Annotated in this window: 19 protein-coding genes; all 19 read right to left on the bottom strand. The window is 39.0% G+C overall.

All coding sequences use genetic code 11. From position 1 onward, the window contains the following. Positions 1-3: 3 nt before the first annotated feature. Complete coding sequence (locus tag EO119_RS06525; protein ID WP_126941089.1) at positions 4-1,116, bottom strand: LCP family protein; 1,113 nt, start codon at positions 1,114-1,116, stop codon at positions 4-6. Continuing rightward, entirely contained in the window at positions 1,117-1,701 is a 585-nt protein-coding gene (gene yqeK / locus EO119_RS06520; protein ID WP_240632837.1) for a bis(5'-nucleosyl)-tetraphosphatase (symmetrical) YqeK, read from the bottom strand. A gap of 60 nt (positions 1,702-1,761) precedes the next feature. After that, positions 1,762-2,373: a nicotinate-nucleotide adenylyltransferase gene (gene nadD, locus EO119_RS06515; RefSeq protein WP_009372176.1), complete on the bottom strand. Its 612-nt coding sequence runs from the start codon at positions 2,371-2,373 to the stop codon at positions 1,762-1,764. 129 nt (positions 2,374-2,502) lie between these two features. Further along, positions 2,503-3,759 carry a glutamate-5-semialdehyde dehydrogenase gene (locus EO119_RS06510; protein ID WP_126941088.1) on the bottom strand — a complete coding sequence of 419 codons (1,257 nt, stop codon included), beginning with the start codon at positions 3,757-3,759 and terminating at the stop codon, positions 2,503-2,505. Positions 3,760-3,762: 3 nt separating this feature from the next. Beyond that, positions 3,763-4,890, bottom strand: a complete 1,128-nt coding sequence (gene proB, locus EO119_RS06505; protein ID WP_126941087.1) for a glutamate 5-kinase — start codon at positions 4,888-4,890, stop codon at positions 3,763-3,765. 22 nt (positions 4,891-4,912) lie between these two features. Next, a complete protein-coding gene (gene yhbY / locus EO119_RS06500; protein ID WP_009372199.1) occupies positions 4,913-5,200 on the bottom strand; it encodes a ribosome assembly RNA-binding protein YhbY in 288 nt (95 codons plus the stop codon). Positions 5,201-5,208: 8 nt separating this feature from the next. Continuing rightward, positions 5,209-6,480: a GTPase ObgE gene (gene obgE / locus EO119_RS06495; RefSeq protein ID WP_126941086.1), complete on the bottom strand. Its 1,272-nt coding sequence runs from the start codon at positions 6,478-6,480 to the stop codon at positions 5,209-5,211. A 46-nt stretch (positions 6,481-6,526) separates the two neighbouring features. Then, positions 6,527-7,792 carry a S41 family peptidase gene (locus EO119_RS06490; protein WP_240632834.1) on the bottom strand — a complete coding sequence of 422 codons (1,266 nt, stop codon included), beginning with the start codon at positions 7,790-7,792 and terminating at the stop codon, positions 6,527-6,529. An 8-nt stretch (positions 7,793-7,800) separates the two neighbouring features. Then, positions 7,801-8,985 carry a murein hydrolase activator EnvC gene (locus tag EO119_RS06485; RefSeq protein ID WP_371666346.1) on the bottom strand — a complete coding sequence of 395 codons (1,185 nt, stop codon included), beginning with the start codon at positions 8,983-8,985 and terminating at the stop codon, positions 7,801-7,803. 2 nt (positions 8,986-8,987) lie between these two features. Continuing rightward, positions 8,988-9,875 (bottom strand): permease-like cell division protein FtsX, encoded by an 888-nt coding sequence (gene ftsX, locus EO119_RS06480; protein WP_009372198.1) that lies wholly within the window; start codon positions 9,873-9,875, stop codon positions 8,988-8,990. After that, complete coding sequence (gene ftsE / locus EO119_RS06475) at positions 9,865-10,551, bottom strand: cell division ATP-binding protein FtsE (RefSeq protein ID WP_009372248.1); 687 nt, start codon at positions 10,549-10,551, stop codon at positions 9,865-9,867. The genes ftsX and ftsE overlap by 11 nt, the downstream gene beginning before the upstream one ends. 15 nt (positions 10,552-10,566) lie before the next feature. After that, entirely contained in the window at positions 10,567-11,499 is a 933-nt protein-coding gene (locus EO119_RS06470; protein ID WP_126941085.1) for a transketolase family protein, read from the bottom strand. 2 nt (positions 11,500-11,501) lie between these two features. Then, positions 11,502-12,329, bottom strand: a complete 828-nt coding sequence (locus EO119_RS06465; protein WP_126941084.1) for a transketolase — start codon at positions 12,327-12,329, stop codon at positions 11,502-11,504. Positions 12,330-12,367: 38 nt separating this feature from the next. Next, complete coding sequence (csaB, locus tag EO119_RS06460) at positions 12,368-13,459, bottom strand: polysaccharide pyruvyl transferase CsaB (RefSeq protein ID WP_126941083.1); 1,092 nt, start codon at positions 13,457-13,459, stop codon at positions 12,368-12,370. Next, a complete protein-coding gene (locus EO119_RS06455) occupies positions 13,452-15,476 on the bottom strand; it encodes a DUF5693 family protein (protein ID WP_126941082.1) in 2,025 nt (674 codons plus the stop codon). The genes csaB and EO119_RS06455 overlap by 8 nt, the downstream gene beginning before the upstream one ends. A gap of 8 nt (positions 15,477-15,484) precedes the next feature. Further along, the gene (locus EO119_RS06450) at positions 15,485-16,204 is read right to left on the bottom strand and encodes a DUF2993 domain-containing protein (protein ID WP_009372211.1); all 720 of its coding nucleotides are present in this window, start codon (positions 16,202-16,204) and stop codon (positions 15,485-15,487) included. A 10-nt stretch (positions 16,205-16,214) separates the two neighbouring features. Then, positions 16,215-17,322 (bottom strand): peptide chain release factor 2 gene (gene prfB, locus EO119_RS06445; protein ID WP_240632833.1). Its coding sequence is split into 2 segments (ribosomal slippage): positions 16,215-17,264 and positions 17,266-17,322, totalling 1,107 coding nucleotides; the frame shifts between segments, so codons are not numbered across the junction. 80 nt (positions 17,323-17,402) lie between these two features. Further along, positions 17,403-19,841, bottom strand: coding sequence for a preprotein translocase subunit SecA (gene secA, locus EO119_RS06440; RefSeq protein ID WP_126941081.1), 2,439 nt, complete (start codon positions 19,839-19,841; stop codon positions 17,403-17,405). A 188-nt stretch (positions 19,842-20,029) separates the two neighbouring features. After that, a complete protein-coding gene (locus EO119_RS06435) occupies positions 20,030-20,467 on the bottom strand; it encodes a hypothetical protein (protein WP_009372147.1) in 438 nt (145 codons plus the stop codon). Positions 20,468-20,802 lie beyond the last annotated feature (335 nt).

Here is a 20,802-nt window from a genome sequence, read left to right as displayed (position 1 = left end):
TCCTTATCTTGTTGTGGGACTCCCTGGTTCTGATTTTTCTGTATCCATAGACTTATCTTCTTTCGTAGCTTTAGTCTGTTTTTCAGCATCTTTTAAAGAATCATCAGCACTATCTTTTCCAATACCTTTTGGAGTATCTCCAATCACTGGAATCACTTCAGCATCACTTGGAATATCTCCCACAGTAATTCCTACCAATTGTTGTAATTCTATAGGCTCTACATTCCAATAGTCTACATGATCAATTGTTTCTGGTGACCCTGGTAAAATATACCACCGCACTTTATCTTTAGGAAAGTCAATCACTTTTGTGATAAACCGAACACCATCCCATGTACTAATATTAGTACTAATATGACTCCATTGTCGCCACACTCGAAAAGCGGTTCCCAAGCTAACGTGATTTCGTTCTCTCTCCCACATAGTCTTTAATAATCGTTCTTGATGCATAGTCCTTGCTAATGTATCACCTTCTTGATTGACGTATCTCATATATCCAAAGGCGGTATCATTAGTCATATCTTGGTACCCTTGATGAATGTTGATATCCACTTCACCAGAAGCTGCATCTCGATGTACCATAGATTGCTCCACATATAGGCTTGGAGTTCCAAAAATGTTCATCATAGACTGGAAACTCTCTTGATCTACCACTGCATAATAGGGGATAACTATATGAAACATATCTTCCACTACGGCTTTCGTTAATTCTATTCCACCTTGTGCATACATATCATTAATTCGTTGTGGTGTATCACTGTGACGGTTAATTATTTTACTATTACTTGGTATACCAATAATCTGTAAAGTTTTTGCATCCATATTGAAAGCTATCACATATAAAGCATCTGCTTGCTGTGGTTGACTTTTATCAACGCCAACAACCAACATATAGGATGTTTTAATGGAGCTCATATCCATAGGTGTTGTATTAGTCACAACCGGCAATGGATGCGACTCTTGACTAGTAGTACTCGATTGAGATACAGCGCTCACTGCACTACCTATTCCCCATACTAGAAGGCCTACAAAAACTACTAGTAAAATTAGGGCCCCTATAATGCGTCCCCATCGCAGTCCATGTCGGCGCGGCTTTCGTCGTATATTTCGCTCCATTTATGTATCCGACCTTTCTAACAATACACTATTTCTACCTCGAATCGTATCTACATGTATACTTAACCCTTGATCAAGCAAATGACGTATCGTTCCATCATAGGCGCGAATCACAGCAGCGTTCAAATCTTTAAATGCTAAAGCACGTAGTTCTTCCACACCAGGAAAATCACGATTTGGTTCAATATAATCAGCTAAAAAAATAATCTTATCTAATAAGCTCATATGGGTACTCCCTAATGTATGAACTCGAATAGCCTCGCAAATCGATTCATCTTGAATCTGCAACTCTAACTTAGCATAGGCTGCCGCTGCAGGTCCATGTAGTAATGCCCCGTTGTTAAGCATTTCTGAATCCACCGCTATCTGTGCATCCATCACCATTGTTTGCATTTCTTGTAAAGGTCTTTCTTTCATAGCATCATGCAATACAGCTGCCACTTCTGCTTTCTCTATAGAAACACCATAATGATTGGCTAATCGTCTTGCCATATCTAGCACACCTAATGTATGAGCAAATCGTTTTGGTGAAAGCCGGACTTTCACAACATTTTGTAAGTTTTCTATTGTTGTTATATCTTTCACAAGCCTATACCTTTCTAGGGTTATCTATAAAAACTAGCATCAACCTAACAACAAATACCCTTATGTATTATATATTTTATGTTCCTTAATGTATTGATACACCAATTTAGGTAACATGTATCGAGTAGATAATCCATACCGCAGTCGGCGACGCAATTCCGTAGCAGATAACTTCATTTCTGGCACCTCTAATATGTGAATACGACCGCCTCGTTGAGCAAGCCATTCGATACTTTCACCAATATCAGCAGTGGCACCAGGGCGGATAGCCCCAATAAACTCACACATATCTAAGAGCTGTTCAATATATTTCCAGGTTGGTAAATTCTGAATCGTATCCGTGCCGGCAATAAAGAAAAATTCCGTATCTGATCCATACAAATCATGAAAATATCGCAATGTATCAATGGTATAAGATTTCCCATCCCGCAGCATCTCTACATCAGAAACTACAAAATTAGGATTATCCAATACTGCTACACGTACCATTTCTAATCGATATTTCGCCTCAATCACATCCGATTCCTTATGAGGAGGTTCCTTAGCAGGCACAAAAATTACCCGATTCAAATCAAATGCTTCTGATGCCATTTCTGCAATCATAAGATGGCCCAAATGAATCGGATTAAAAGTGCCACCCAAAACACCAACTCTCTTTTTCTTATCTACCATGTAACCACGCCCCTATACACACTAGAGATACAATACCTAGTATGACTATTACGATTCCGTAGGACTTCCATTCATAAGCTCCTTTGGGAGACTTCATATAATGAAAGTAAGCTTTTACATCTGCTAATTTCATCGTACCTGTCCATGGCCAAAGACAAAATATTTATAGCTTGTCAACGCATCTAGTCCCATAGGTCCTCGAGCATGGAGTTTTTGTGTACTAATGCCAATCTCAGCCCCTAAGCCAAATTCAAAACCATCTGTAAATCGTGTAGATGCATTCACATAAACTGTGGAAGCATCCACTAAGTTCATAAATCGCTCTGCCTCGGTTGGGTCTTCTGTAATAATCATTTCAGAATGTTTTGTACCAAATGTATTGATATGAGTAATAGCATCATCAATGGAAGATACCACTTTGAAATTCACAATATAGTCATTATATTCTGTAGCCCAATTATCCTCTGTGCCAGGTTTCACCTGAGAAGACAAGCTTTGAATTTGTGTATCCCCATAGATGGCAACACCTTTTTCTTTTAACATAGATACAATCTTAGGCCCTAAATCTTGCAGTCTTGCTTCATGTAACAAAATTGTTTCCATCGCATTACATACAGATGGTCGTGACAATTTTGCATTTTCCAATACCTGTAATGTCATCGTTTCATCAGCAGATACATCCACATAGCCATGAACAACACCACTCCCTGTTTCTATAACAGGAATTTTACTGTTATTCACGACAAATTGAATCAATCCTGCTCCACCACGTGGAATCATCACATCAATCCATTTGCGTTGTGCTAACAATTCACCTACAGCTTCTCTCTCAAGAATAGACACTAATTGAACTAGCTCTTTCGGAGCTCCACACTGCTCTAAAGAACCTTGCATAATATGTACCATCGCCTCACTCGTATGGTATGCCTCTTTTCCTCCGCGAAGAATGATCGCATTGCCTGTCTTAATGGCTAAGGCAGCTGCATCCACTGTCACATTAGGGCGAGCTTCATAAATCATGCCAATAACTCCGATAGGGATTTGCCGTTTTTCAATACGCAAGCCATTGTCTAAGGTTCTACTTTCTAACACAGTACCAATGGGGTCATGCAAATGAGCCACTTGACGAACACCTTCACAAATACCTTCGATGCGCTCCTTCGTCAAACGAAGGCGATCCATCATCACAGATGGAACTCCATTCTCTTTAGCTTGGGAACAATCGATAGTATTCGCTTCTAAAATCATTGGTATAGCATTTTCCAAATCATAAGCAATCTGTTCCAAGATACGATTCTTATCGTCTGTACTTAGCACTTGTCCTACCATAGAAGCTGACCGTGCTGCTTTGCCTAAATTTTCAAAATATGCAGTATATGGATTCATAATTTACTCCTGTCGTAAGACAACTAAGTTATCTCGATGCACCACTACATGATAGGTATCACGAACACCTAGTATAGTAGGAATATCCTGTGATTTACGTCCTTTAATCTTTAACAAGTCAGATAGATTAAAGTTCACAATACCGCGGGCAATTTCTTCTCCACCGTGAACAATAGATATGGTATCCCCTTCTTCAAATTGTCCTTCACCAGATAGAATACCTACCGGTAAAACACTAGATCCATTGGTGAGTAATGCATCACGGCATCCTTTATCTACATGAATGGTACCTTGTAAACGTGTGCCAAATGCCATCCAGCGCTTTTTAATTTGCGGTACATCTCGATGAGGCCAAAAATGCGTGCCTCGTTCTTCTCCATTCATAATAGCTTTAATACTATCTGGATGGTCACCAGAGGCGATAATCATATGAACTCCAGAGTTCGTTGCAATATGAGCAGCTTGAATCTTCGTATACATACCACCAGTGCCCAAAGAAGACCCTGCACCACCAGAAATTTCATAAATGTACGGAGTAAGAGCCTCTACTTCATGGATTAATGTAGCATTTGGGTCTGTAGACGGATTCGCTGTATATAGGCCTTCAATATCCGATAAAATAATCAATGCATCTGCATCAATAATGCTAGCAATATTAGCAGATAATGTATCATTATCACCAATTTTAAACTCATCGATAGCCACTACATCATTTTCATTGATAATAGGAATAACTCCTAATCCAATGAGGGCCGTCAATGTATTCCGTAAATTAAGATAATGACTACGTTTCACCGTATCTTCACGGGTTACAAGAATTTGTCCTACCGTATGTCCATATTCAGCGAATAGTTTTTCATACATATGTAACAAGATGCCTTGTCCCACAGAGGCTGCGGCTTGCTTTAAAGCAATGTCATCGGGTCTTGATGTAAATCCCAATGAGGGAAGACCAGCAGCAGTAGCCCCAGAAGAAACTAAAATCATTTCTTTCCCTGCATTAGCTAAATTACAAATTTGACGGACTAACACTTCCATTTTATCAATGTTAATGCGTCCATTTGCATGCGTTAATGAACTTGTACCTACTTTAACAATTACCCGTTTCGCCTGTCGTAACTCTTCTCTCATCGCTTCACCTCATGTGGATTGATTATCTTGGCAACTCAATTTTTGGATCTTTTGCTTTTTTATACAACACACCGTTATGTCCGATGATTTGTACTAACTCTGCTCCTAACATATCCGCTAAGTGAGGCAAAATTTCTTTTGGATCTTCCAAGCAGTTATTTAACACTTTTACTTTAATTAATTCACGTTTTGTAATGGCAGCTCGTGCACTGTCGATAACAGGATTTTCCAATCCTCCTTTACCAATCATCACAACCGCTGGCATAGTACTTGCTAAGGCACGTAAATATCGCTTTTGTTTACCTGTCATTCTATCTCCTAATCATGGAATGTAAATCGTTGATCACCGATGACTACTTCATCGCCATCTTGGATGCCACTTTTTTTCAATTCCGCATCTAAATCCATGTAACGCCAAATCTTTTGGAATCTTCGCAATGCTTGTTCATCATCAAGATTTGTCATAGCCACCAATTTCTCAATACGAGAACCACTGATAATATAGGATGCATCATCGCCACGAGTAATGACGAAGTCAGTATCAGGTTTTGCTTCATAGTATACAGTGTCATCCACCACTTCTGGCTCTGGCACGTAATTTTCAACATAATACCATGCGCGTTCAACTAATGATGGCAACCCTTCTCCAGTCAATGCATTCACCGCAAATACTTCATAGTCTTGATCAGTAAAGTATTTTGTCACTCTTGGCAATGTTTCTTCATCTTGTAACAAGTCTGTTTTATTCAATACGATTAATTGTTTTTTCTTGCTTAATTTTTCGCTATATTTAGCTAACTCTTCATTAATTTTATGAAAGTCTTCAATAGGGTCACGACCTTCTAATCCAGATACATCCAATACATGGAGCAAAATATTACTACGTTCTACGTGACGCAAGAAGGAATGTCCTAAGCCAATGCCTTCACTAGCCCCTTCAATCAAACCTGGAATATCTGCCATAACGAAACTTTTACCTGGTGCTACAGAGACTACCCCTAATACTGGAGTTAATGTAGTAAAATGGTACGCAGCTACTTCTGGTTTTGCAGAAGATACTTTGCGGATGATAGAGGATTTACCCACGCTTGGATATCCTAGTAATCCCACGTCAGCCAACACTTTAAGCTCTAAATTTAACCAACGCTCTTCCCCAGGCTCTCCTTTTTCAGCAAAGGTTGGTACACGGTTAGCACTATTTTGAAAGCGTGCATTACCACGACCACCGCGACCACCTTTGGCCACCATGTAAGTTTGTCCATCTTCAACTAAATCAGCCATTAATTTACCAGACTCTTCATCTGTTACCGTTGTTCCTAATGGAACAGAAACAATTAAATTTTCAGCGCCACGACCATGCTTGTTAGCACTTTGTCCAGCACCACCGGTATCGCCTTTGAATTGACGTTTATATCTAAAATCAACAAGTGTATTGATATTTCTATCAGCTTTTAAAATGATGTCGGCACCTTTACCGCCATCGCCACCATTCGGTCCCCCTTGTGGCACATATTTTTCTCGACGGAAACTACTCATACCGTTACCGCCATCTCCCGCTTTTACTAATATACGGGCACGATCTATAAACATATTTTTTTCCTCTAGCCCTATAGATAGAGCGGCCGAAGCCGCTATATCATAGAGTTTTTACAATTTCAATAGCCCGTTCCAACTGTACATCCACTTCAGGATTTGCTTTGGACGGCTCCACAATTTCATCTGGTATAATACCAATACCATCGATGACCCTATCATTAGGTGTATGATAGCGAGCAATAGTAATTTTTAAGCCTTCTTCATCAAGACCTTGTACTACACTTTGCACAGTACCTTTACCATAGCTTTTTGTACCCACAATAATGCCAGATTTCGTATCTTGCACCGCACCAGCAATAATTTCTGAAGCGCTTGCAGAGTTACCATTAATCAACACAACTAATGGAATTAGACTATGGTCACCTCTAGACATATAGGCGCTATTTCGGCCTTTTCTAGTTTGTACCGTTACAATCGGCCCTTTAGGTATCAAATATTGCCCTATACCATGGGCAGTAGTGATTAAACCACCTGGATTATCACGCAAGTCTAATACTAAGCGTTTCATCCCCTTAGCTTGAAGGTCCTCATAGATTTTCGTAAACTCATCTACTGTTTTTTCAGCAAACTGCGTTAACCGAATATAACCGACACTATCGTCTAGCATCTTACCTCTTACAGTAGGCATGACAATAGTTTTTCGTTCAATGGAAATCTCTTGCTCTTCTCCGCTACGAAGGATGCGAAGCACAACAAATGTACCTGCTTCACCACGAATATGATTAGCTACTTCTTCTTTTTCTATATCAGATATAGGTATCCCATCAATCGCAAGAATTTGGTCTCCTTTTTGAAGTCCTGCTGCTTCTGCTGGTTGCCCTTCCATAGTAGCACCTACTTTGAGAACTTTACCATCGGAAAAATCCAATAATAAACCAATACCGCTATAGGTAGAAGATGTATGCATCTCAAGTTCTTTCATATCTTCTTTATCTAAATAAACAGTATGTTTATCATGGGTACCTTTAGCTAACCCCTTTAACATATTCACAAAAAGTTCTTCTTTAGATGGTGAGTCCATCGCCCATTGTGTGGTGATGTAATAGGTGTAACCAAATTTAGCAAGACCTAAGGGGGATCCAGAAATATACCAAAAGAAACCAGTAAGCATAATAAGGAATACAATTAATAACTTTATTAGCTTACCTATCAACTTATAGATTCTATCTTTAAAACTTAGCCGCTCTATGTTAGGATCAACCTCTTTTGACATCTCCATAGCAGTATACGCTTCATCGTGTTTTTCAGAGATAAACAAATACTCTTTTATTCGTATCCAATTAGATTTTTTTTTGTTATCTTCCATAGTCTCCTCTATAAGTATCCCATTGGATCTGTTGGTTCCCCATTAATACGCACCTCAAAATGAAGGTGTGGACCTGTAGAACCACCTGTGTTACCTGAGTAGGAAACTACTTGACCTTTTGATACAGTTTGACCAGGGCTTACCGCTACATCACTATTATGAGCATATAAAGTAGACATACCATTACCATGGTCAATAATAACTGTGTATCCATAGCCACTAATCCAACCAGCTTCCACAACAACACCACCATCTGCTGCATGTACTGGTGTTCCTTCATCAACACCAAAGTCAGTACCTGCATGGAGACGACTTGTACCATAAATTGGATGGATACGCCACCCAAAATCAGATGTAATCGGTGCATTAACAGGGGCGGCTAACTGTCCAGTTCCCTGTACCCATGTAGTAGTAGCACCACCACCGCCACCACCTTGGCTAGCTGCTGCGGCTGCTGCCGCACGTTCTGCTGCTCGTTGTTGTAACATAGCTGTAATGCTTGCAGATGATGCCATTAACTCATTATAGGCCCGGTCTGCTGTATCACGGTCATTCATCGCTCGTTCTAATACTGCTTGACGTTCTGCTTTTTTCTGATTGATAATCGTTTGTTTTTCCTGTGCTACCTTTTCAAGTTCTAATACTTTAGCCCGGTCTGCTTCCAACTTAGCTTTTTTACTAGCAATCTCTTCACGCTCAGTTTTTATGGTATTAATCAATTCCATATCGGCTTGAAGAATCCGTTTCAACATTTCCATACGATTTGCAAAATCACTAAAGTCTTTAGAACCAACCACTACATCTAAGTAACTTAAACCTCCGTTAATATAAATATCTCGTACCCGTTTGTAGAATACTTTTTCTCGTGATTGTAAACGTTCCTGTGCTGCTTTTAATTCTGCCTCTGTTTTCGTAATATCCTGATCTAAACGAATACGATCTGCTTGCACTTGTTTTAACTCTGCAGTGGCTGTATCTAATTCAATCTGTATAGCATGTAACTGTTCATATACGGTACCAATCGTTTTTTCTGCTTCCGACTTTTTATTGGCCTCATTTGTCAATTGTTGTTGAATATTTGACAACTGATTCGTTAAGTCTTCATCTTGTGCTTGATACCAGTACGGTGTAGCCATCATGATAGAACCGCATAGTAAACTAGTTACTAGTGTTACTGTTTTTTTCTTCATCATTCCTACACTTTCATATATTGTTTTAACGAAATCGTACTACCAATAGCACCCACAATCACACCTATCCCAACTAATCCTGCAGATAGTTGATAGATAAACGGCATCATTGGTACCAATGGCATAAAAGCAAAGTTTGCAATCACTTCCACTGTGATATAGCGATAGAATTGCCAGGTAGCAATGCCTGCAATCGCACCACCAATAGCGCCTAAAAACATACCTTCTAATACAAAAGGCCAGCGGATAAACCAGTTTGTGGCACCTACATATTTCATAATTCCAATTTCTTTACGACGGGCAAATACAGTCAGACGAATCGTATTGGAAATGATAAATAAGGTAGCCCCTGCTAGGAAACCGATGAGCACAATACCGCCGATACGAATAATTTTTGTGACTTCAAAAATTTGTTCAATCACGTCTTGTCCATAGTGGGCACTTTCTACTTCTGGATATTTAGAGACAATTTCCGCTGTAGATTTCACTTGGTCTGGTGTATTGAATGTTAACACATAAGACGTTGGCAATGGATTATGTCCATCTAGGGAATCGACTAATTGCTGTTGCTCCCCTAAGCGCTCTTTAAAGCGTTTCATAGCTTCATCTTTTGTGACAAACTCAATATCCTTTAGCTCTGGCAAGGCTTTTAACTTTTTACCTAATTCCATCACTTGTGGTGTTGTTAAGTTATCCTTCAAGTAGATACTAATTTGTACTTGGCTCTCTAAATGGGATGCCAAATTGTTAAGGTTTACCACTCCACAAGCAAATACACCCAAGATAAACAAGGATAATGTGACAGTGGAAATAGATGCCAAGGACATCAATCCATTACGGCGCATGGATTGAACGGCTTCTTTTATATAATACTTAAACGTTCTAATTTTCATGGAATGCGGCCCCTCTCATTTGATCACTTACTACACGACCACCTTCTAAGGCGATCACTCGTTTGTTTAGATAAGACACCATATCCATATCATGTGTTACCATCACTACGGTTGTACCAGAATTATTGATGGCTTTAAAAAGATCAGAAATATCGCGGCTTGTTTGAGGGTCCAAGTTACCTGTTGGTTCATCTGCAATCAGCACCAATGGTTTATTTACAATGGCTCTAGCGATAGCTACCCTTTGTTGCTCCCCACCACTAAGATCTTGTGGCAAATCATTAGCTTTATCGCTGAGTCCGACCAACTCTAATACATTTAAAACTTTCTCTTTAATTACTTTCGGTTTTTCCTCGATAACTTCTAGTGCGAACGCAATATTTTCAAACACTGTTTTTGATGGTAATAATCGGAAATCTTGGAATACAATACCTAACTTTCTACGTAAGTACGGTACCTTACTAGATTTGATACGTGTTACATCAACATCATTCACAATAACCGTTCCAGAATCTGGTGTGACTTCATGTGAAAGTAACTTAATAAATGTTGATTTACCTGCTCCAGAATGCCCACAGACTAATACGAATTCTCCTTTTTCAATATGAATCGATACATCCTCTAAAGCAATAGAACCATTGTCGTATACTTTATGGACATTTCTAAATTCTATCATTCTATCATTCCCTTCCTATTTTCGTGCTATACCTCGTTTGGTAGCTGCTACAATATCAGCTGCTATTAATCCATATTTTGCCATCAATTCTTTTGGTGTACCAGATTCACCAAAGGTATCTTTCACACCGACAAATTCCATTGGTACTGGATACTCTTTTACCACTACTTCCGCTACCGCACTACCTAAGCCACCAATCACATTATGTTCTTCAGCAGTAATCAATACTCCTGTTTCTTTTGCGGCCTTCACAATTGCTTCTCCATCAATTGGTTTAATAGATGCCATGTTGATAACACGTACAGAAATACCTTCTGCTTCTAATGTAGCCGCTGCTTCTACTGCAGGTCCTACTAAGGCACCACAGGCAATAATCGTAGCATCCTTACCGTCACGTAATTGTTGAGATTTACCCGGTACAAATGTGTATCCTTCTGGGGTCACATCTTCTACACCAGCACGGCCTAAACGTACATACACAGGGCCATGATACTCTGCTGCCCAAGCAATGACAGCTTCTGTTTCTGCTGCATCTGCTGGTACTACAACAGTCATATTAGGCAATGTGCGCATACAAGAAATATCTTCCAAACTTTGGTGTGTCGCACCGTCTTCACCGACAGTAATCCCTGCATGAGTAGCACATACTTTTACATTTAATTTTGGATAACATACGGCATTCCGCACTTGTTCAAAGGCACGACCGGTAGCAAACATAGCAAAGGAAGATACAAATGGTACTTTTCCTGCTGCTGCTAAGCCAGCACCTACAGAAATTAAGTTTTGCTCTGCAATCCCTACATTAAAGAATCGTTCAGGATATACTTTTTTAAATTCATCAGTTTTTGTAGATTTTGATAAATCTGCATCTAATACAACAACATCTTTATGAGTAGCCCCCACTTTAACTAAGGCTGTACCATATGCTTCACGAGTCGCTTTTCCCATGATTACACCTCCAACAATTCCGCTACAAATTTGTCACATTCTTCTTGTGATGGCGCTTTACCATGCCAGCCTGCTTGGCCTTCCATAGCTTGTACACCTTTCCCTTTAACAGTATTCATAATCACCATAGTCGGTTTATCTGTAGTTGCTTTTGCTTCTGTAACTGCTTCGTGTAAAGCATCAATGTCATGACCATCCACCACGATCACATGCCAACCGAAAGCTTTGAATTTTTCATCAATTGGTAATGGACTCATAACTTTTGTGATATCGCCGTCAATTTGTAATCCATTAAAATCTACAAAAGCTGTTAAGTTAGACAATTTATAATGTGCTGCAAACATCGCTGCTTCCCATACTTGTCCTTCTTCTAATTCGCCATCACCTAGTACGGAGTACACACGGTAGGAGGCTCCATCAATCTTACCTGCCAATGCCATACCACATGCTGCAGAAATACCTTGTCCCAAGGAACCAGTAGACATATCTACACCTGGAATGTATTTCATATCTGGATGACCTTGCAAGATATGGTCGATTTTACGCAAGTTTAATAATTCTTCTGTTGGGAAGAACCCTTTTTCTGCTAATGTAGCATATAGAGCTGGTGCAGCATGTCCTTTGGATAAGACAAAACGATCGCGATTTGGATCTTTCAGCTCATTTGGATTTACATTCATTTCTTGAAAGTACAACAAACTCATTACATCAGCAATAGATAAGGATCCACCTGGATGACCAGATTTTGCTGCTGTAACAGCTTTCACGATGTTTACACGAATTGCTTTTGCTTTTTCTTGTATCAATTGTTTTTGTTCAAGTGTTAACATACTATACCCTCCCGTGTTATACACAATTCTAAGGTAAATTATTTATCATGCAGCATGCCAATGGCAATGCGAGCATTCTCTAAGGCATTTCTTCGTAGTTCATGGATGTTTTCTAACACAGTTTTGGTGAAAGTCTTTCGTTCCAACACTTCTACTGTACGTGACACAATAGGTTCTACTGTTAATGTATGTAAATCACCTACTGGCACTTCCCCAATCATATGAAGAAAGTTTAAAATTTTAGGGTCATAAGAGATCCCTAAGCAAGGTGTTTCCATTAACGCACTAAATACTAATGCATGGAGCCGTACACCTATCATGACATCCACACAACTACTCAATGACAGTAGCTCTGTTGTGCTATAGGTATCAGCCAAAACCGTCGATCTAACTGTCATCCGTTTGGCAATGGCCTCTGCCTCCATCGTATCTTCCCTATGTTGCATAGGAATAAACACGATATGAGCCTCTGTTTCTCGATGAATCTGATCTAGAGCCTCTGCTAATGTAGTTTGATACTCTGTGCAATCTTTCCAAGCACGTACGGAAACGCCCACAATTGGTTGGTCTATAGGCACCCCATACGATGCCAATATATCACGACCTGCTGTGGCCTCCACTGGGTGCATCCCTAACACAGCATCAGCAGTTACTGTAATTGGTACATGATGTATACCTAGTGAAAGCAGCTCTTCTTTTGAAGCATGATCTCGTACAGTAATCATAGACACTTGATTCAAGACACGCCCCACCGTACTACGGGCTAAGGATTTACGCAAAGGTCCAATACCTTGTGCATAAATCATCACTCGTTTTCCCAATGTATTCGCTAACGCAATAATGCTTAAGTAATAATACAAACTGCGAGCACTTGTTACATCTTGCAACAAACTACCACCGCCACTGATGAGCATATCACAAGAATATACAGCTTGGTATATCTTCCACATATCAAAACGACCAATGGCTTTCACCTTATGAGTGCTCATAGTTTCACTGGGATTTCCAGAAATCACCGTAATCTCGGCCTTCGGTTCTAATTCCAGCAATGCTTGCAAAATAGAACTCAATAGCGCTTCATCTCCGGCATTACCAAATCCATAATAACCGGAAATGAGTATCTTACACATGACTTTCACCTCGTCCTTGGAACCAACGAATGCCATAGCCGATGAAACGTACCGCTATAATCGCTACTAAACCTATGACGGTACCTAATAATAATCCATCATAACCACGAGCAATGGACATGTACACTGGTGTACGTAAATGACAGAACGTTTCCACCATAGAAGCAATACCTATGACTGCCGCTATGGATAAAGCAAAATGCATGACCATTGGAATACGGCGTCCCACAGCATAGGCTGCCAGCATAAACGCTGGATGACCGATTAAAAACTCTTTTTCACGAGGGCGAGCATACATCGTGTTTTCTAAAAATCTACGTAAAGCTAGTTCCCAAGACGGTACTGGTACACCAGCTGTATGACCACTACGCCCTACAAAAATATAGGCCACTAACGCTAAAGCCCCAGCTATTAATAAACTATAGACTTTAATATCAATTTGAACAAATTCTGTAATAAAAGATTTCACATCACTTACAGAAGATATAGTTCGTCCTTTCCAAATAGGAAAGCGTTGCAAATATGCTATGGCTGTCAATAGTACTGGTGCCACAAAGGTTAATTTTACGCCTCGGAATAATGCAAATTCCATGAAGAACTGCGTACTACCTAACATGGCAGCAATACTAATTCCCCCAATAGCTGCAATTAAGGCTGCCACAACTAGATATACCACAGATTCTAAGGTACTTCTCCAAGGGGATATACCCGTGTGGTTCCGTTTTGACCAACAATCAAAGATCATCGTCATTGCCAATACTGGAGCAGAAATAGCTGCTACTAATGCCCAAGCCGACATAATTTTTGTCCCTGTGGTCAATATATAAATGCCAACAGAAACGATACTGCCCAGTGCGAATAAACCTAGTAAATATGATTTACGTATATGTACGAACTGACCTAATGTAAGTGTTGCCAAGCTTATGACACCTGTCATCGTTAACACTCGTAACAAAGTGTTCGGCGTATACACCGGATAGACTGAGGCTTGCCCTGTGGTAAAGCCACGAGCTTGTAATTTATCGGTCACTTGTTTCGCCACAAACAATGTAGTTTCTAAAGCAGTTTTATTATCTACGCCTTGTTCATAAATTGGAAATAAGTTATACCGTATATTTCGTTCAATATCGCTAATATAGAACCATTGAATTAACTCAGCTGGTGTTAACTTACGCACTTCTTCCTTAGATACTGTGTACAATCTTCCCACTTTATAATGATTGGCATTGGCCATCTCCAAGAACCCTGCTTGTGGAAAATATTGCAATTGATTCACCGCTTCAATTCCTACTAGCGGAATTTGGCGTTTCTCTAATTGCTCCAGTGTGCGATCCACATGTAATGGATATCCTAACGCTTCTTTTCCAACAAAAATCATGCCTGTTACACCAGATATACCATCAATACGTTGGAATACATGATCTACGTCTTCTACTGTGGCACCTTTATAATTTGTTGGTCGAACAATCACATGAAAGCCAAGTTTAGCTACTTCTTCAGCTTGTAATCTAGAAATACCTAAATTCATATCTTTTAAAGAATCACTTGGTAAAGCTAATCCTAACATAGGGCCTAGCTCTGTTTGCAATATATGTACTTTATTTTGACCTAAACGGCGTAATAAATCATCCTGTACTTCTTGAAAATAAGCTTCTTTACCTGGAATCATTCCGATATAGGTAGTACCTGGTTGCACTCCTGTGATTTGTAATTGTTGTAAATCATTAGATGTATACATACGAATATGACCAGCATCGGTTTCTTTTTGTAAGGTTCTATCATAAATAGCTAATGCTGTAATTCCAGACTCCTTGGCAGATGCAATTGCCTCCCCTAGAGACCTTTTTTCATAGGCATTAGCACGAAGTAAACCATCATAATCTATAATATTTTCAATTTGTTCTTGCTGAGCCTCAATGTAATGACGCTCTTTTACTAATAGTAATCCACTTACAATACCAGCAACAAGAAAAGCTAATAAAATCCATGTATAGAAAGATATGTTTTTTAACTTCATAGTTCCTCCTACTGTGTTACTGGATGAACAAATACGTGAATCTCTTCACGCCCCGTTTCTACACGATCCAAATGAACAGGAATTGGGAAGTTTTCAAAATTATAAAGAGGTATCGCTTTCACAGCTCCGCTAGACAAGCGATTCAAACTAGCACCACCAATGGATAACTTTTCAGTAGAAAATTGTAGTGTATTACCTTCAATCTCCAAATGACCTTGTATAGTTACCTTGCCTGATAAAAAACCACCTACATCAATCTGACCACTCATAACAACACCTCGATCAGATATATCGACTGTTTCGATCGTCAAACCTTTTGTACCTTTTTCAGACAACTGCTGTTCAATATATTGTTTCAAATCATCTTGATGAATGATTCCCTCAATATGACCTTGCCCAAAACTAGTGAAGTGCAATCGTTCCTCTAAAAACAGCTCTACTGGCTCCACTTTAATTTGTCGTAAATCAAAAGCTAGTCGTTGGACTTTCAATTTACCTAGCATAACACCATCCAAATAGCCGCGAAATGAATCAATGTCTCCTAAGGTTAACTTAATTCCTGGCGATGATTCAATGCGCATAGATTGCGCTTCTGGATGTAAAGCCCCTTGCAATCTAGATTCCACCTGACTACTTACGAAAGATGGTAATACTAAGGAAGAAAGCCCTAGGATAATACCGACTACTACTAAGATAAACACTATTGTTTTTAAAAAGAAATTTCTCACGGTCACTCCATTATATTGATAAATTTGCTTCTTTCTTCAAGAAACCTTCCATAAATTGATCTAGGTTACCATCCATAACTGCCTGTACATTACCAGTTTCCACACTGGTACGATGATCTTTTACCATATTATAAGGATGGAACACATACGAACGAATTTGACTTCCCCATTCAATAGCTTGATACGTACCGCCTAATTGTTCTTTTAATTCAGCTTGTTTTTCTAACTCTAATTCAAATAATTTAGCTCGCAATAATTTTAAACATTGCTCTCTATTTTGAATTTGTGAGCGTTCACTTTGACACTGTACGACAATCCCTGTCGGAGTATGTGTCATACGTACTGCAGAGTCTGTTTTGTTGATGTGCTGTCCACCTGCACCGCTAGCACGGTATGTATCTACCTGTACATCTTTCATATCCAAATTAATTTCTACAGTCTCATCAATTTCAGGCATCACATCGACAGCACAGAATGATGTGTGGCGACGTGCGGCAGAATCAAAAGGAGAAATACGAACTAAACGATGGACCCCTTTTTCAGATTTCATATACCCAAAAGCGTTTTCCCCTTTGATGAGGAATGTGGCACTTTTAATGCCCGCTTCATCACCTACTTGTTCATCCATAAGAGAAATACTATACCCTTGTTTTTCTGCCCAACGCAAGTACATACGAATCAACATGGAGCACCAATCTTGTGCCTCCGTACCACCGGCACCAGCATGGAATGTAAGGATGGCATTGTTCTTATCGTATTCACCACTTAATAAAAGCAATACTTCACGATGTTCTACTTCATGGGTCAACTGCTCTACCATAGTAGTCAGCTCACCTTCCATAGATACATCTTCTTCATCAATGGCCATTTCTAACATGAGCTTTGCTTCTTCAATGTCTGTAACGAGCTTTTTATATCCCTCTACAGCATCTTTTAATTGCGTAGCTTCTTGGGAAATATCACGAGCTGAATCTGGATCATTCCAAAAATCAGGATCACTCATTTTTATATCTAATGTTAATATGCGTTCTTCTTTTTGAGCGATGTTAAAGTGAATCCCTCATTCCAAAAATACGCTCCTCTAAATTGTCAATAGGACCTTTTAAGTCTTCTAACAATTTATTCACCTCTTTCTTTCATTCTATAAAACAAATGGCCGCACAGGAGATGTGTCACCTCGCTGCGTGGCCATGAAAGTCTAGTCTACGTTTTGTGGTTCCAACACGTCTTCATGGTGGGTCTTAGCATCAGCTAGATGATCAACCGGTTCTTCTTCTGCTATTGTGTCCACATTAATTTGGATACGGTATAAATACATAATTGTTTCATCCGTAATAGCTTGTTTCATATTTTCGAACATGTCATAAGCCTCAAATTTATATTCTACTAATGGATTTTTTTGTCCATAAGCGCGTAGGCCAATCCCTTCTTTTAACATATCCATAGCATCCAAATGTTCCATCCATTTGCTATCCACAACTTTTAGCATGATTGCTTTCTCAAGCTCACGCATATTTGTTTCTCCAAATAAGGATTCACGTTTTTCATATTCTTTGTGGGCAATGTCAATTAAGTGGTCCTGTAATTCTGCACGACCATACTCTTCCATTTGTTCCACTGTCAACATACCTGGTTCCAAGAAATAGATCTCTAAATGCTTTAATAAACCTTCATAGTTCCATTCTTCTGGATATAATTTTTCATCTGCATATTGATTCATAGAGTTGATAATTAAGTTATCTACCATATGTAAAATCGTTTCACGCAAGGATTGGTTATTTAAGATCAAACGACGTTGTCCGTATAATACTTCCCGTTGTTGATTCATAACATCATCATATTCCAAGATATACTTACGAATATTAAAGTTATGATTTTCTACTTTTTTCTGTGCTCGTTCGATGGATTTAGTAATCAAAGAATGCTCAATTGGCTCATCTTCTTCCATACCTAATTTATCCATCATACCAGCAATATTATCTGCGCCAAAAATACGCATTAAATCATCTTCCAAAGATAAGAAGAATTGAGAGGAACCATTGTCCCCTTGACGGCCAGAACGACCGCGCAACTGATTGTCGATACGACGACTTTCATGTCGCTCAGTGCCCAAAATATGTAAGCCACCTAGTTCAGCTACTCCTTCTCCTAAGGAAATATCTGTACCACGACCCGCCATATTGGTAGCAATTGTTACCATACCATACTGACCTGCATTAGCAACAATTTCCGCTTCTTTTTCATGATGTTTCGCATTCAATACATTATGTGGTACGCCAGCTTTCGTCAACATATCACTAAGCATTTCAGATTGCGTAATGGAAGTAGTACCTACCAAGATTGGTTGACCTGTTTTATGACGTTCCACTACATCACGAACTACAGCACGATATTTAGCCTCTTTTGTTTTAAAGATTAAATCAGGCATATCAATACGCTCCAACACTTTATTCGGCGGAATTTCGTAAACTTCCAAACCGTAAATGTTATTAAATTCTTGTTCTTCTGTTTTCGCTGTACCAGTCATACCAGACAATTTTTCATACATACGGAAATAGTTCTGGAAAGTAATAGATGCTAAGGTTTGACTTTCACGTTCTACACGTAAGCCTTCTTTTGCCTCAATGGCTTGGTGTAAGCCATCAGAATAGCGACGACCGAACATCAAACGACCAGTAAATTCATCAACAATAACAACCTCGCCGTCTTTTACGACATAATCTTTATCCCGTTCCATCATAGCATAAGCACGAAGGGAGGCACTCAACAAGTGATTCAACTCTAAGTTAGAGGAATCATATAAGTTTTCGATGTGTAACATTTTTTCAACTTTTGCAATCCCTTCATCTGTAGGGGCAATCGTTTTTTGTTTTTCATCAATAGTGTAATCTTCATCTTTCACCAAGTGTGGCACTATTTTCGCTAATTCATAATAGCGTTCTGTAGAGCGTTCCCCTGGACCAGAAATAATGAGTGGCGTACGAGCTTCATCAATTAAGATAGAGTCCACTTCATCGACAATAGCATAGTTCAATGGGCGTTGTACCATTTGATCTGCATGGATAACCATGTTGTCACGTAAATAGTCAAAACCAAACTCATTGTTTGTACCATACGTGATATCTGCTCCATAGGATTGTTTCCGTTGATCGTAATCTAAACCAGCTACGATTAAGCCAGTAGATAAACCTAGGAAATTATATAAACGTCCCATCCACTCACTGTCACGCTTAGCCAAATAATCATTAACGGTTACTACGTGAACACCTTTAGCAGATAGAGCGTTTAAATATACTGGTAAGGTAGCTACCAAAGTTTTACCTTCACCTGTACGCATTTCTGCAATATTACCACGATGTAATACAATACCACCAATCATTTGCACATCGAAATGACGCATGCCCAATACACGTTTAGATGCTTCACGAACTACAGCAAATGCTTCTGGCAAAATATCATCTAATGTTTCACCTTTAGCCAACCTTTCTTTGAATTCTTCTGTTTTAGCTCGCAAAGAAGTATCGCTCAAGGATAACAAAGACGGTTCCAGTCCATTAATTTCTTCAACAATGGACCGAATCCGTTTAATTTCTTTTGCATTTTTATTGCCCAATAGCTTTTGTATAAAACCTAACAAATATCTCAACTCCTTAAATATGGAAAGTATTTCAATTAAATACTATGTATCTAGATTATTATAGCCTACTAGCACTTAATAGTCAAAAAGAACTGCGCTTTTTAAAACATCTTCATGGAACACTCACAAAACAAATACTAGGAAGTCTCCTGCAACGAAGACTTCCTAGCATTCTATACTTATTATGACTAATGCAGCAAAGTTTTATACGTACTTTGCATCCTTTGTTTCATATTCCAATACCGATAGGATCGTTGTAGCTCCCGTAGTTGTTCTGTCAAGGCTACTCCTTCTAATAAAGAACGAACTAAATCAGCAGACTTCATATATAACTCATCGATCTTTACAGCCTGCACATAATTAATACTTCCTTCATTGCGAATAATTACATCCACCAAACTGACATACTCTTCTACAATTCCATCATTAAACTTAGCACTCTCCAATTGATTTTGATTGATGGCCATATTCATACAGGTACAAAGCATGCACATATACTCCACCGCACCTGCTAACTTTTTCGGTGTTAAAGCCGTTTGCAGTTGTTCTTTGGCTACTGTCAACGACGTACTAAAAAGGATCTTATAAAAACCTGTTTTGTCTAATGTATAATCGTATTCATTCATAGGTATCCCCCTTACTGGTGTTTCTATTAATTCTATACGTTCTTATAGACCATCTTTCATATTCGCCCGGCCTAGGGCTCCTCCTTTCTCTTACTATTTCATTTCGCAAAAATATGGGCGTTCTTTACAAAGTATAACAAAAGTTGATATTTTGCTATTGATTATCATCCTAATTTGTATTTATAATATATATTTTTTCACTATTCGTCAATTATTTCCCACTATAAAAGTCATATAAAATACTCATAATGCTTTATATATCAGCACTTTTAATCATATATAGTAACATTATGTACTGACGCTATATATTTACATTAAAAACTACTGTCCAATAT

This window comes from Veillonella sp. CNR 79/14 (genome assembly GCF_003992185.1).
Taxonomy (GTDB): Bacteria; Bacillota; Negativicutes; order Veillonellales; family Veillonellaceae; genus F0422.
This window is presented reverse-complemented; position numbering and strand designations above follow the sequence as displayed.

Excerpts from the sequence above, each read along its gene's own strand:
- proB (WP_126941087.1), bottom strand. The coding sequence starts at position 4,890 with ATGAGAGAAGAGTTACGACAGGCGAAACGGGTAATTGTTAAAGTAGGT.
- EO119_RS06510 (WP_126941088.1), bottom strand. The coding sequence starts at position 3,759 with ATGAATCCATATACTGCATATTTTGAAAATTTAGGCAAAGCAGCACGG.
- EO119_RS06470 (WP_126941085.1), bottom strand. The coding sequence starts at position 11,499 with ATGGGAAAAGCGACTCGTGAAGCATATGGTACAGCCTTAGTTAAAGTG.
- yhbY (WP_009372199.1), bottom strand. The coding sequence starts at position 5,200 with ATGACAGGTAAACAAAAGCGATATTTACGTGCCTTAGCAAGTACTATG.
- EO119_RS06465 (WP_126941084.1), bottom strand. The coding sequence starts at position 12,329 with ATGTTAACACTTGAACAAAAACAATTGATACAAGAAAAAGCAAAAGCA.
- EO119_RS06435 (WP_009372147.1), bottom strand. The coding sequence starts at position 20,467 with ATGAATGAATACGATTATACATTAGACAAAACAGGTTTTTATAAGATC.
- obgE (WP_126941086.1), bottom strand. The coding sequence starts at position 6,480 with ATGTTTATAGATCGTGCCCGTATATTAGTAAAAGCGGGAGATGGCGGT.
- nadD (WP_009372176.1), bottom strand. The coding sequence starts at position 2,373 with ATGGTAGATAAGAAAAAGAGAGTTGGTGTTTTGGGTGGCACTTTTAAT.
- csaB (WP_126941083.1), bottom strand. The coding sequence starts at position 13,459 with ATGTGTAAGATACTCATTTCCGGTTATTATGGATTTGGTAATGCCGGA.
- EO119_RS06490 (WP_240632834.1), bottom strand. The coding sequence starts at position 7,792 with ATGGAAGATAACAAAAAAAAATCTAATTGGATACGAATAAAAGAGTAT.
- ftsE (WP_009372248.1), bottom strand. The coding sequence starts at position 10,551 with ATGATAGAATTTAGAAATGTCCATAAAGTATACGACAATGGTTCTATT.
- EO119_RS06485 (WP_371666346.1), bottom strand. The coding sequence starts at position 8,985 with ATGATGAAGAAAAAAACAGTAACACTAGTAACTAGTTTACTATGCGGT.
- EO119_RS06525 (WP_126941089.1), bottom strand. The coding sequence starts at position 1,116 with ATGGAGCGAAATATACGACGAAAGCCGCGCCGACATGGACTGCGATGG.
- ftsX (WP_009372198.1), bottom strand. The coding sequence starts at position 9,875 with ATGAAAATTAGAACGTTTAAGTATTATATAAAAGAAGCCGTTCAATCC.
- EO119_RS06455 (WP_126941082.1), bottom strand. The coding sequence starts at position 15,476 with ATGAAGTTAAAAAACATATCTTTCTATACATGGATTTTATTAGCTTTT.